The following is a 13,441-nucleotide window of genomic DNA, read 5'->3' as shown; positions in this document are numbered from 1 at the left end:
TCAAAATTGAGTAAAAGAATTCGATTTATCAAGGATTGTTGTTAACAATTTGTTGATCTTATTAATGTTTATTTAATATTGAGTAAATTTTGTTACATAATGCATAAATCTATAATTTTTGCAAAGCATTTAACCAATCCAATTTTTCAACTACGTAAATTAATATTGAATTTGTATCTTTAAATTGAATATAACGAGGTAGGGTAGTAGGTAAGTAGTACGTTACATTAGTATAAAACACTAATTTTGAGATTTTTAAACTATTTTTTGAGAGGTTTTCTGATGCTAAGCTTGGGAGTCATTGTTAGTTGTGTCAATGATGATACTACTATAAGTACTACTAATGAGCCGGCGTTATATGATCAAAGTATCCACTTGGTATCAGTTTTAAACGATTTTTCCAAAAATATCGCGCAACAGCCAGAGACCGACCAATGTTTTAGTTTTAAGTATCCTATTAAACTTTCTTATAACACTGACGCTACAGTTGAGTTAAATTCGTATGCAGGTCTTCGTACAACAATTACGAATCAAAGCGATAATTTTAACATAGTAGGGCTCGTATTTCCGATAGAAATTTCATTTCCCGAAAATTTAGCAACGCTAAAAATTACTTCTGAAAATGAGTTTTTGGAGGTTCTTAATAACTGTCGTATTCGTTCATTTAGAACTGAATTTAATGAGTTTTATAATCGTTGTTTTGATTTAGATTTCCCTTTTTCTATACTTCAATCAAACAACCAGCCTACTGTAATCAATACATCGCAGGAGTTTAATATTTTTCTACAAAGCCAACAAACTGGTTTTCAGCCTGTTTTCGATTTTCCTATTACACTAATAGATAAAGAAACACAGGTAAAGAGAACCGTAGCTACCTATTATGAAATTTATCAGACGATAAATTCATGTCCTGATATTTTTGAGCTATGTCCTGCATATGACTTTTCTGTAGAATCAACTTCTTCACTGGAGCTTACCTCCACCTTTGTGCGAAGTAATCCTACTTCCATTGAGTTTTCACCCTATACGTGGTCGGTTGATGGTGTAGCTGTCAAATCAGACGGTGGTGCCTCAGGAAATAATTTGCTGGAGTATTCTTTTTCTCAACCCGGATTTTATACGGTTTGTATAGAGTCTCAAGAAGCGTGTCTAGATGCAACCCAATTTTGTAAAGAAATTGTGGTACCAGAATATTGTGCACCACTCTCATTTATATCGTCACAAGTGACTAATAGTTTAGAATTCAATTTTACAGCAGATTTTGCAGACCGTGATGCTTTACAGTATAGTTGGTTTATTGACGGGGTGTTGATTGAGGCGAATGACGGTGGTCTTCTAGGTGATAACGTATTTAACTTTACTTTTGCTCCAGGATCGCATACTGTCTGTATTGAAGCAGTATCAGCTTCTTGTCCTCAGGGAATGGAATATTGTGAAGAAATTATAGTTCCTGAATATTGCTCTTTGCTTTCTTTTGTAGCATCTCAAGTGCCTAATAGTTTGGACTATACATTTACAGCAGATTTTAAAGATAGAGATGTTCAAAAATATAATTGGTTAATTAATGGAGTATTGATAGAGGCAGACGATGGGGGTCCCACCGGTGATAATTTACTTAATTATACTTTTGCTCCAGGATCGTATACTGTCTGTATTGAAGCAGTATCAGCTTCTTGTCCTCAGGGAATGCAATATTGTATGCAGATAGAGGTCGCGCCAATCTGTCCACAATTAGAATTTACTTATGAAAAACTATTACTGCTGCCGCTTTACAGCTTTACTGCAGATTTCCCTGAAAAGAATGACGTGACCTATTCGTGGTATATTGATAATGTGTTTATAGAAGAAGATGGTGGAGGTGTAGGAGGTGATAATGTCATGCAATATAATTTACTTGTGGGGGTCTATGAAGTCTGCATACGGTATCAATCACCGGAATGTCCGGACGGAATTGAATTTTGTGAGACAGTAACAGTTTTGTGATTACTAAAACTGTAAAAAGGATCATTACATTTTATGGATCGTTCAAAAAAACTTCATGTTTTTTTAAAGCTGATAAATCTTATAAGATTCCCTTTCGCTCTTAACTTGTTTGGTTAGGTTTTTCGTAACTTTAAAATGTTAACCTAATGATACTTTTACTATGAGATACCATACAAGGAAAATGGTGAAACCCGAAGATTTAAACCCTAATGAGACTTTGTTTGGCGGTCGACTGCTGGAATGGATAGATGAAGAAGCTGCTTTATACGGCGTCATACAATTGGATAATAAACGGGTAGTCACCAAGTTTATTTCTGAAATTAATTTTATCAGCTCAGCAGTTCAAGGGGATATCGTAGAAATAGGAATGGATGTTGTTAAGTTTGGTTCAACCTCCTTAACCTTGCGCTGTGAAGTTCGTAATAAACTAAGTAGAAAAACGATTCTTAAAGTTGAGAATATCACCTTGGTAAATTTGAATGAAGACGGGATCCCTGTACCTCATAATAAGACCAAAATCGAATATGTGCGAGACCGACTGGAAGAACTATCTAAGGATTAGTTTTTTAATTAAATCTTTTTTTAAAGCTTCGTTGAGATTATTAATGATTTTTTCGCGGCCATAACTTAATTCTTCTCGCAAAACAGATGAGGTGAGTTCAATATACAATGTGTCTCTATCTAATTTTATGGATCGGGTATAATTTACAATGGCCGGACCCATAACATCAGCCCAAACATCTTGCACAGCTACCTTGTCCAGTCCTGTTTGCAGTTTGTTTGAGTCAACAAAATCTTTTAGAACATCTCCTATACTAAAAGAATCTTCGCCTCTTTTTTTCATTCTAAATTAAGTTTAGCGTATGGTCGGTAAAAGTACAAATTTCCATCCGGGTTGCGCAGAATTAACTCATCTTCTTTTGCAGAAATTAAAGTCTCTCTCCAGGAGTCATAAGGCGTACTATATTCTAAATACACACTGTCATTTTGAATCATAACCCTAAATTTTTCACTGTTTTTAAAGGTGATAAAGGTGCCATTCAATTGAGGTTGTAATTTCTTTCTCACACCTACAGAATCTCCTGCTAGTTCGATGAAATCTATGGACTGATTAAAATTATATACTTTTTCTTTACCTTCAGCGGTTTGAACCTTACTAATTTCCCAATAGCCGTTTAAGTTAGCTATCTGATCTTTAGGACTCACCTTATTACAAGAAAGAGTTCCGAATACTATAATGAGTATAATAATTCCTTTATAACATTTCATATGCTCACAATTTAAATATTTTATAAGACTGAGATATTTTTTTTACGACAGTTTCAGTTCGGTCAGCATGTGTGTCGCTTATGAACAATTGACCAAAATTTTGTTCATTTACCAGCTTAATAATGTGTTCGACTCTGGTTTCATCTAATTTATCAAAGATATCATCCAAAAGTAAAATTGGATTGACGTTACTTTTTTGTTTAATAAAATCAAATTGAGCTAATTTTAGAGCAATCAGAAAAGATTTTTGTTGCCCTTGACTTCCGAACTTTTTGATGGGATGTTGATCGATTTCAAAAGATAAATCATCCTTGTGTGTACCTACACTGGTATATTGTAACATCCGATCTTTAGAAAGGTTTTCTTCTAATAGGTTAATCAAAGGCAGCTCTGACAACCTGCTTTGGTAGGTAACAGAAACCACTTCATTTCCAGAGCTGATGGCTTTATATCGTTCGGTAAAAATAGGTGTAAATGTCTCTAAAAAATCTTCTCTTTTATTATAGATAACAGTACCCAGGTCATGTAATTGTTGGTTATAAACGTCCAAAGTAGTTTTGTCGAATGTAGCATTAGCCGAAAAGTATTTTAAAAGCGAATTACGTTGAGAAACAACTTTGGAATAATTAAGTAGTGTTTTCAAAAATTGAGCATCACTTTGCGCAATGACTCCATCTATAAATTTTCTACGAGTTTCGCTTCCTTCTGTAATTAGATCCCGATCGGCAGGAGAAATAATAACTAACGGCAAAAAACCAATGTGCTTACTAATTGTAGGATATACCTTATTATTTCGTTTTACTACTTTTTTCTGTCCTTTTTTCGCACTTACCAGTACATGTTCTGTTCGCGCTTCTTTTTCATAAATGCCTTCCACTACAAAAAAATCGCTCGAATGTCTTATATTTTGACTGGTAATAGGATTGAAATAACTCTTTGCAAACGACAGGTGATAGATAGCATCCAGAACATTCGTTTTACCAACCCCATTATTCCCGACTAAGCAATTAATATGGTTATCAAATTCAAAAGATATGGAGTCAAAATTCTTGTAATTTAAAAGAGAAAGCGATTTTAAAATCATAAACTACTGGTAGTCAAGGTGTACTATGGATTGTGTTATTCATAGAAAAGTACTGCAAATTATCGAAAAATAACAAATATTTTCGCTTTTAAATATGAATAAAAATTTTATTTTTGCCCTTCATTAAAGAAAATTTATGGCAACTTACAAGAAACGAGGATACAAACCTAAAAGTAAAGAAGAAGAAGTTGAGCAAGTAGAAGATCAATCAACTACTGCCGAAGTATTCAATACCTTAGATGAAGGTGCTTCAAAAACTGAAGAGTGGGTAGCGGCTAATCAAAAGTATATCTTTATTTTTATTGGCGTTGTAGCCTTTATAGTTTTAGGATATCTTGGGTATCAAAAATTGGTTCAGGAGCCAAAAGAGCAAGAGGCATCTAACGAAATGTTTAGAGCACAACAGTATTTTAACGATGCTGTGACCGGTAATGAAAAAATCAGTGATTCTTTATATGGCTTAGCGCTTAACGGGGGAGAAGGAAAATATGGTTTTATTGAAATCATTGAAAATTACGGTGGAACTAAAGCTGCAAATCTGGCTAACTATTATGCAGGATTCTCGTATCTTAATATGAGCAAGTACGAAGAGGCGATTGCCTACTTGGATGAGTTTAAAAGTGATGATCAAATGCTAGGTCCGTTAGCCTTAGGAGGTATCGGGGATGCATTTGCACAACTTGATCAGCCAGAACAAGCATTATCGTATTATGTGAAAGCGGCAGAAACGAAGACGAATTCTTTAACAACTCCGAAGTTTTTATTGAAAGCAGCTATAACTGCACTATCACTGGATAAAGCAGATGTTGCAATTACTTATTTGGAAAGAATTAAAGAAGAGTTTCCTTCAAGTGTTGAAGCTAATCAAGTTGAAGTACACTTAGGTAGAGCAAAAGCGGCAACTAATTAATCGCTTTCACTTGTTCCTTTGATCACGGTTATAAGTGCTGCTTAAATAGCATGAATGACTAACATATAATTTTATTATGGCTACAGAGAATAAAAATTTATCTCATTATAATAAAGCTACAATCCCAAACGCGAAAGATTTTCGGTTTGGGATTGTTGTTTCTGAGTGGAATGACACTATTACCGAAGGTCTTTTTCAAGGAGCATTCGATGCTTTAATAGACTGCGGAGCGTTAAAGGATAATATCGTACGATGGAACGTTCCCGGAAGCTTTGAGCTTATCTATGGATGCAAAAAAATGCAAAAAAGTTATGATATGCTTGATGCAGTTATTGCCATTGGATCTGTTATCAAAGGCGAAACGCAGCATTTTGACTTTGTATGTCAAGGGGTGACTCAAGGGATTAAAGATCTTAATGTAACAAGTGATATTCCCGTTATTTTTTGTGTGCTTACTGATAATACCATGCAACAATCGATTGATCGTTCTGGTGGCAAACATGGTAATAAAGGGACCGAAGCCGCAATCGCAGCCATAAAAATGGCACAACTTAAGAAAGAGGCGCATTTCTAACAGATGTAGCTTTATCAGGACGCCTCTGGAACGTTTCTTGCTATGAGTATTATTCTGGATTGTATGCGTAAAGACTTTACATTACAATCCATTTTGAGTATATTTGAAACTTATAAAAAGAGAGGAGCTGATCGTGAAAGTAAATATTTTAAAGAAGAAGGTTAGTAGAAGATTTAACTACACTCCCCGATATTACAAGGGTAAAAGTAGTGGTAATATCTATAGTTTTGAAAATAGAATTACTAAATATCGAGAGACTACTAACGACATAGATTTTGGAGCGCATTGGGCCGAAGTGCGAAAAGCAAGTCGAACGCGCGGAAATCGTGAGATTAACAAGCGAGTTATTTATATTGCGATGGTTTTAATCTTTATCTTTTTGTATATCATAGATTTTGATTTATCAATTTTTACTTCACGACAATAAATGTCTGATATTATTCAATTATTACCTGATCATGTAGCAAATCAAATTGCTGCAGGAGAGGTTGTTCAACGTCCCGCATCTGTAGTTAAAGAACTATTAGAGAATGCTATTGATGCACAAGCATCTCATATCAAGCTTTTGGTAAAAGAAGCAGGTAAAACTCGTATCCAAGTGATCGATGATGGGATCGGTATGAGTGTCACAGATGCCCGACTTAGTTTTGAACGGCATGCAACTTCAAAAATTAGAAAAGCCGAAGATTTATTTCAATTAGATACCAAAGGTTTTAGAGGAGAAGCATTGGCTTCTATTGCTGCCATTGCTCATGTAGAACTTAAAACAAAGCAAGCTGGTGATGAAGTAGGAACCGAAATCAAAATTGAGGGGAGCGAAGTGAGTTCGCAAGAGGTGTGCGTTACGCCTACAGGAACCTCTATCTGTGTGAAAAATCTTTTTTATAACATTCCTGCCCGCCGTAATTTCCTTAAGTCAAATACAGTCGAACTACGTCATATCATAGATGAATTTCATAGAGTAGCGATGGTACATCCGTCAATCAAGTTTGATATGTACCATAATGACAGTGAGGTATTTAGCTTGCCAGTAGCAAACCACAGACAACGAATAGTGCATATTCTCGGCGGTAAAACAAACGAAAAACTAGTTCCGATTCAGGAAGAAACGGATCTTGTTAAAATTAGTGGTTTTGTAGGCAAGCCTGAGTTTGCAAAACGTAGTAGGGGAGAGCAATTCTTTTTTGTGAATAATCGGTTTATAAAAAGTGCCTATCTCAATCATGCCGTAACTTCGGCATTTGAGGGTTTATGCAAAGAAAAAACGTTTCCTACGTATTTCGTGTATTTGGATGTTGATCCAAAATCTATCGATATTAATATACATCCTACCAAAACTGAGATTAAATTTGATGACGAGCATTCCCTTTATGCTATGTTGCGTTCTACAATTAAACATAGCCTGGGACAATTTAGTGTCGCGCCTGTATTAGACTTCAATAAGGATGCATCGATGGAGACACCGTACGACTTTAAGAATAAGGAAGCACGCGTACCCACTATAGAGGTAGATCGCAATTTTAACCCCTTTAAAGACGAAAAAACCAGACCCACTACTAATAGTAGTATGGGCAGAACTTGGCATAAAGAAAAGAAGTCTTCGGACTGGGAGAATCTGTACGTGGGGTTACAAGCGGATACCTCGGCTATTGATCAACACAAAAAATCAAATGATTTTTCTTCTGTACAGTTTGAAAGTACGGCAATTACGGGATCTCTATTTGATGAGAAAAAAGAGTCTGATCTTAGTCATAACCCTACCTATCAGCTAAAGCGAAAATATATCATTACCACTATTAAGAGCGGTATGGTTATTATCAACCAACATCGGGCACATCAGCGTATTTTATATGAAGAGTTACTGCGCAACATAACAATGGCTAATGCCGTAAGCCAACAACTTATTTTTCCGTTAAAAATTTCTTTAACAACGCAAGAAATTGAACTTTTGCAAATGGTTAGAGAACAATTAGAGCATACGGGATTTGTTTTTGATGCTATTGTTGAGGAGGAAGTAAGTATTAGTGGTATTCCTACAGCTATTACAGAGAGTGAAGTCAGTGTATTGCTAGAGCAGTTATTGGGGGATTTACAAAATGAAGTTCCGGATAGCGGATTTTCTCAAACAGATTTTTTGGCTAAATCTATGGCAAAAAGTATTGCGGTGCGCACAGGTATTGTTTTAGAGCAAGAACAGCAACAACATATTGTCAATAGTTTATTTGCCTGTACAGAACCGACGATAACACCAGATCATAAACCAACATTTACGACTATTACTGTAGATGAAATAGATAAAAAATTTTAAAAAAAATATGGGTAGAATTACTGACACGGTAAAAGCCATACTGATAATTAACGTGATTTTCTTTTTGGGAACATTGAGTCTTGGAGAACAAGCGTATAACTTTTTTGCGTTATGGTTTCCCAAAAATGATAATTTTCAGATTTGGCAAATAATCACGCATATGTTTATGCACGGTGATGCCGGGCATATATTTTTTAATATGTTTGCGCTCTATATGTTTGGTAGCCATTTAGAGAGCGCTATCGGTCAAAGGAAATTTCTTTTTATATATTTTTCCGCGGGATTGGGTGCTGTTGCCTTTCAGATTCTGTTTACGTATTTTCAGTTTCAACCAGGATATCAGGCGTACATTGAGGCAGGATTTACTCCGGATCAAATACAAATCTTTATTAATGATGTAATTTCTACGGGCCAGTATCGGGTATATGATACTATTCCTAAAGAAGTAACAGAGCGAATGATAAAAGCTTTTGTCACCCCTATGGTTGGTGCATCTGGTGCAATATTTGGAGTTTTGGCTGCGTTTGCTGTATTGTTTCCCAACCTGCCACTATATATTATTTTTATACCTATTCCTATCAAAGCTAAATACTTAATTGGAGGATACTTTTTGATGGATTTATACGGAGGGATTACCGGACAGGCTATTTTAGGACCATCAAACGTAGCTCACTGGGCACATATTGGTGGGGCGGTTATAGGGTTTATAACTATGTGGTATTGGAAGCGTAACTCGTTTAATCAAAATAGATGGTATTAGCATGACATCAAATTCATTAAAATATCAATATCAGACGGCTTCTATATTAATAAAGCTTATTGTCATTAATGTGTTGCTTTTTTTGCTGGCTACCTTAGTTTCTTGGGTGATAAAAAGTAACCCGGGAGCTTTGATGCAATGGTTTGTACTGCCTATTCAATTAGAGGAATTGGTGATACAACCTTGGAGTCTGTTAACCTATAGCTTTCTTCATTTTGACTTTTGGCATATTTTCTGGAATATGCTGGTATTGTATTGGTTTGGTAAGATTGTACTAAATCTGTTTGATGAGAAACGGTTTTTGACCATCTATTTGTTGGGAGCAATTAGTGGAGGAGTATTGTTTGTTGCTGCTTATAATCTGTTTCCTGTGCTTCAAGGCTCGATGGCGTACTTAATCGGAGCTTCTGCTGCAGTTCGTGCTATTATGATTTTTATCGCAGCATATACGCCAAACACCGAGGTTCGTATTATTTTTTTTAATGTTAAACTCTGGCATATAGGCGTATTTGTAGTATTATCTGATTTAATACAATTGCCCAATTCTGGCAATGCCGGCGGACTTATTGCACATATGGGTGGCGCCTTATTTGGATACATTTATGCACTTCAACTTCAAAAAGGTAATGATATTGGAGCAGGCTTCGAACGTTTTATGGATACGTTGACAACTTTTTTTAGCTTTAAAAAGAAAAGTCCGTTAAAGACGGTTTACAAGGCCAGTGCTAAAAAACAGCCTAAAAAACCAAGCTCCAATGCCAAAACAGTTCAAAAAAATAAGGATCAAGCTCAAATTGATGCTATTCTTGACAAAATAAGTAAGAGTGGTTATGAGAGCCTTACAAAAAAAGAAAAAGACTTTTTGTTTAAAGCCGGTAAGGAGTAAGCATGAGAAAGTTAGTTAATCGATTTGTTTTCTTATTGAATTCGATAGTTGCCTTTGCGTTATTATTATCTTATTTGCTACCCTATATTTCGCCTAAAACATTTCCTTTACTCTCAGTACTAAGTTTAACAGTGCCCATCTTGATTTTGATAAATGCCCTCTTTATGGTGTATTGGATCCTCTTGGTGAACAGACGGTTTTTGCTTTCGTTTATAGTATTGTTATTGGGAATCTCTCATGTATTTTCTTTATATAAATTTCGTGGCAAATCTGTTAAGGCTGATAAAGAGAATACCCTTTCTTTACTGAGTTATAATGTTCATAGTTTTAATCGATTCGAATGGATTGATAATGAACGTATTCCTCAAGAGATTTCAGCGTTGGTGAAGGAGCAAAATCCTGATATTTTTTGCGGACAGGAATTTTATAATAATCCCGATATTGATTTTTCTCAGTATCCGTATTCGTATCAGGATTTTAATAATGATAATGGAGAATTAGCACTAGTTATTCTTTCCAAATATCCAATTATTAACAAAGGATCTCTACAATTTGAAGGCACGGCAAACAATATTATTTTTTCTGATATTGTTGTCCAAATGGATACGCTACGCGTGTATAATGTACATTTACAATCGCATCGTATTACACCCAGTACAGATGCCATAGCCAAAGAAGGTTCTCAAAAATTGCTCTCCAGAATGCAAATGTCATTTATTAAGCAACAGCAACAGGTGGATCTGCTTACCGATCATATTAAGACATCGCCCTATAAGGTCATGGTCATGGGGGACTTTAATAACTCTGCATATTCCTATGTTTATAATACAGTGTTAGCCCAAGGGCTTAAAGATGCATTTAAGGAAGCGGGGAAGGGCTTTGGGAAAACCTATGAATTTAAGTTGTTTCCTGTGCGAATTGATTTTATTCTAGTGGAAGAAGAATTCGAGGTGCTGACGTTTAAAAGTTTTGACACCAAACTGTCAGATCATTATCCTGTTGTTACCAAAATTCAATTATAATAACTCATAAGCCGGCAATCAATAGCATCTGTGGTTATATGCCATAACAATGCGATTGCCATGATTCTACTTTTTTTTGGGAGTAGTAGTAAAATATATATTGCTATTGCGAGAGTGCTATGCAATGTATGATAGCCTACGCTACAGCGATCCGGATCAAAAATTGGCTGTGCCCAGAGATGGTCGATGTCAATTAACATTGCAAGTAAGAAGTAAATATATACCTGTTTCCATTCTTTTCGATACCAATAGAGACTTACTATCAGAGGTAGTATAAAATGAAAACCATAGTGGATAAAAGTCCTGGTCATATACAGATCGATTAATCGCTTAGCCTTAGCGCTTGTTACAAGGCGATACTTTGTTCTTCCAGATACGTTAATGCATTGGTTCCTTCATTAAAAATAAGGTCAAGTATGGACAAATTTTTAAGAGAGCCATGCTTATCCTGAAAAACCTGATTGTAGGAAGCAAGTTCATGCTTTTCGTTCTTGGCTATAATTAAAGATCGTAAATCTCTATGCTCAGTTACTTCCTTTTTATAACGATTAGTTTTTTGATAGGACAGATCCAGTTGTAAACAATCAGCGACAACTTCTAACGTTTCATAATTAAAATCCAGAAGAAATTCTTTTTTCTTCTCAAAAAGCGGAGCTAAGTCATCTTCATAAAATTCAAAAAAAGGAGAGGTGCGATAGGCGGTCTCCAAGGATCTCCAATGTAACTTCTGCCATTCAAAATCATTCTCTATTCGAATATCTCTGTACAATTGACGTCGATTATCTTGCGAATGCTTAATCGGAATGGTCAAAAGTAGTCTACCATTGGCTCCATAGATATAGGTGCGGTTGCGATAGGTTTGTTTTTGATAATTGTCCTGATCTTCAAAAAGTATTTGGTCAGCATTTGCAATTGCCACAAACTGCGCAATAGATCCAAAATATGCCGGGTGAAGTAATGTAGCCTTTTTAGTTGATGTCATTATACCAGTACTCAAAGTAACCTGATCAAACTCAGGTTTGTCAATTCAACGTTTCTTACTTAAGATTTTTTCTTACTTTTTTTATAGCGACTATAGCCCAACCATAAAATCAATGCAGCTAAAAAGTAATAGAAATAGGATACAGGTTCGCCATCACCGCCTACGGTTGTAAACAGGCGCTCCCATCTTATTTTATTAAATAACCCTTTTCCATACGTATCATAGCTGAAGAAAATAAACACTGGTTTACCCACAATGTGATTTTCAGGTACATATCCCCAGGCACGACTATCTTCACTGTTGTGACGATTATCACCCATCATCCAGTAATAATTTTGTTTAAAAGTGTAGCTGGTTATAGGCTGATTATTCAGTAATATTTGATTCCCTCTAGCTTCTAAGGTGTTATCAATGCCCATTTCGGATCCTTCGTATACCTCAATAACACGACGATACAACGAAAAGTTCTCTAAGTTCATTGGTATAGTCGCACCCGCTTTAGGAATATAAATCGGACCAAAATTATCAATGTTCCAGTCAACCTTCCCATTATTCGGAAAAATTCTGGGATCTTTTACCCCTTTAGGTAAAATGGCACGCTCTAAACTCGCAACATTTGGATGATTTGCAAATTTAGTAGCAGCCTCTTCAGTGAGTCCCTGAGCACCAAATTCTGTAGCTGAGGTTAAACCAAATTCGTTAGGCTTTATTTTATAACGATCGTATAGATTTTGACGGTTGAATCCGGATCCTTTTGTAGTGCCTCTGTATGAAAACTGTAGTTGGGCACGGTCCGGTAATTCTGTACGCTTACCATTGATATGAACATAACCATCTACGACAGACAAAGTATCTCCCGGTATCCCTACACTACGCTTTACGTAATTAGATTTTTTATCAATTGGTTTATAAAAGCTCATACCTGAGCGATCTCTAAAATAGCGCACCGTATCGATGGGCCAACTAAAAACAACAATATCATTTCTTTCTATATCTTGAAATCCCGGCAATCTAAAATACGGGTATTGTGGTTCAGATAAATAGGATTTTGTTTTAATTACAGGAATTGTATCATGAACCATAGGAAAAGAAACAGCAGTCATCGGCGTTCGGGCACCATAATGAAACTTACTTACAAACAGAAAGTCTCCAACGAGTAACGTACGTTCGAGCGATCCGGTTGGAATGGTAAACGGCTGAATGAAATAGGTGTGAACAATAGTCGCTGCAACGACTGCAAAAAGTATAGAGCTTGTCCATTCTCCTGCCGCAGTACGTGGCTTTAAACTACGATCGGCAATATGCTTTACATCCAAGGCATAATTCACATAATAAATATAAAAACCTAAGGTAAGTACAACCAAAATGGTGTCTTTGGTCTCGTGCTTACCAAAACTTCTGATAGTTTCTACCCAAATAACGGGTAACATGATCACATTGATCATAGGAACAAATAAGAGAATAACCCACCACCAAGGACGGTTTATAATTTTCATTAGAATCACAGCATTATAAACTGGTACTGCAGCCTCCCACGCTTTTTTGCCTGCTTTCTGATAGAGCTTCCATGTACCTGCAAAGTGAATCAGCTGTACTATTAGAAAAAATATAAACCATTCGTAAATTGTCATCTCAAAATATGTTTTAGTATACGTCGCTCAAG

15 protein-coding genes are annotated in these 13,441 nt (G+C 35.8%); 9 read left to right on the top strand and 6 right to left on the bottom strand.

Annotated elements, in window-relative coordinates:
* Positions 1-246 precede the first annotated feature (246 nt).
* Positions 247-1,983: a hypothetical protein gene (locus tag BD809_RS10295; protein ID WP_148782890.1), complete on the top strand. Its 1,737-nt coding sequence runs from the start codon at positions 247-249 to the stop codon at positions 1,981-1,983.
* Between the two features lie 160 nt (positions 1,984-2,143).
* Complete coding sequence (locus BD809_RS10290) at positions 2,144-2,545, top strand: acyl-CoA thioesterase (RefSeq protein ID WP_148782889.1); 402 nt, start codon at positions 2,144-2,146, stop codon at positions 2,543-2,545.
* On the opposite strand, the gene BD809_RS10285 is transcribed toward BD809_RS10290, so the two are convergent.
* Genes BD809_RS10285 through recF form a run of 3 tightly spaced genes read right to left on the bottom strand, consistent with a single transcriptional unit; the run spans position 2,531 to position 4,336 of the window.
* Positions 2,531-2,827, bottom strand: coding sequence for a DUF721 domain-containing protein (locus BD809_RS10285; RefSeq protein WP_148782888.1), 297 nt, complete (start codon positions 2,825-2,827; stop codon positions 2,531-2,533). The genes BD809_RS10290 and BD809_RS10285 overlap by 15 nt on opposite strands.
* On the bottom strand, positions 2,824-3,252 hold the full coding sequence (locus BD809_RS10280; RefSeq protein WP_148782887.1) for a lipocalin family protein: 429 nt from the start codon (positions 3,250-3,252) through the stop codon (positions 2,824-2,826). Before BD809_RS10280 ends, BD809_RS10285 begins: the two co-directional genes overlap by 4 nt.
* A gap of 4 nt (positions 3,253-3,256) precedes the next feature.
* Positions 3,257-4,336: a DNA replication/repair protein RecF gene (gene recF / locus BD809_RS10275; protein WP_148782886.1), complete on the bottom strand. Its 1,080-nt coding sequence runs from the start codon at positions 4,334-4,336 to the stop codon at positions 3,257-3,259.
* Positions 4,337-4,472: 136 nt separating this feature from the next.
* Here recF and BD809_RS10270 point away from each other — a divergent pair, with 136 nt between their 5' ends.
* The 7 genes from BD809_RS10270 (at position 4,473) to BD809_RS10240 (ending at position 10,796) form a co-directional block, all read left to right on the top strand.
* Positions 4,473-5,246, top strand: coding sequence for a tetratricopeptide repeat protein (locus BD809_RS10270; protein WP_148782885.1), 774 nt, complete (start codon positions 4,473-4,475; stop codon positions 5,244-5,246).
* Positions 5,247-5,322: 76 nt separating this feature from the next.
* The gene (ribH, locus tag BD809_RS10265; RefSeq protein ID WP_148782884.1) at positions 5,323-5,820 is read left to right on the top strand and encodes a 6,7-dimethyl-8-ribityllumazine synthase; all 498 of its coding nucleotides are present in this window, start codon (positions 5,323-5,325) and stop codon (positions 5,818-5,820) included.
* Between the two features lie 133 nt (positions 5,821-5,953).
* Positions 5,954-6,247: a hypothetical protein gene (locus BD809_RS10260; protein WP_211356710.1), complete on the top strand. Its 294-nt coding sequence runs from the start codon at positions 5,954-5,956 to the stop codon at positions 6,245-6,247.
* Entirely contained in the window at positions 6,248-8,128 is a 1,881-nt protein-coding gene (mutL, locus tag BD809_RS10255) for a DNA mismatch repair endonuclease MutL (RefSeq protein WP_148782883.1), read from the top strand. It abuts the gene before it with no gap.
* Positions 8,129-8,135: 7 nt separating this feature from the next.
* Positions 8,136-8,888 (top strand): rhomboid family intramembrane serine protease, encoded by a 753-nt coding sequence (locus BD809_RS10250; protein ID WP_148782882.1) that lies wholly within the window; start codon positions 8,136-8,138, stop codon positions 8,886-8,888.
* A 1-nt stretch (position 8,889) separates the two neighbouring features.
* On the top strand, positions 8,890-9,774 hold the full coding sequence (locus tag BD809_RS10245; protein WP_148782881.1) for a rhomboid family protein: 885 nt from the start codon (positions 8,890-8,892) through the stop codon (positions 9,772-9,774).
* A gap of 164 nt (positions 9,775-9,938) precedes the next feature.
* Positions 9,939-10,796, top strand: a complete 858-nt coding sequence (locus BD809_RS10240) for an endonuclease/exonuclease/phosphatase family protein (RefSeq protein ID WP_170251859.1) — start codon at positions 9,939-9,941, stop codon at positions 10,794-10,796.
* Here BD809_RS10240 and BD809_RS10235 read toward each other — a convergent pair.
* The 3 genes from BD809_RS10235 to lepB are packed head-to-tail and all read right to left on the bottom strand — an operon-like array spanning position 10,787 to position 13,409.
* Positions 10,787-11,107 carry a DUF6122 family protein gene (locus BD809_RS10235; RefSeq protein ID WP_148782879.1) on the bottom strand — a complete coding sequence of 107 codons (321 nt, stop codon included), beginning with the start codon at positions 11,105-11,107 and terminating at the stop codon, positions 10,787-10,789. The two genes, BD809_RS10240 and BD809_RS10235, sit on opposite strands and share 10 nt — an antisense overlap.
* Before the next feature lie 35 nt (positions 11,108-11,142).
* Complete coding sequence (locus tag BD809_RS10230; protein WP_148782878.1) at positions 11,143-11,778, bottom strand: WbqC family protein; 636 nt, start codon at positions 11,776-11,778, stop codon at positions 11,143-11,145.
* Between the two features lie 59 nt (positions 11,779-11,837).
* Entirely contained in the window at positions 11,838-13,409 is a 1,572-nt protein-coding gene (lepB, locus tag BD809_RS10225) for a signal peptidase I (RefSeq protein WP_148782877.1), read from the bottom strand.
* Positions 13,410-13,441 lie beyond the last annotated feature (32 nt).

The sequence above is a fragment of the Aquimarina intermedia genome (assembly GCF_008124785.1).
GTDB classification, from domain to species: Bacteria; Bacteroidota; Bacteroidia; order Flavobacteriales; family Flavobacteriaceae; genus Aquimarina; species Aquimarina intermedia.
This window is presented reverse-complemented; position numbering and strand designations above follow the sequence as displayed.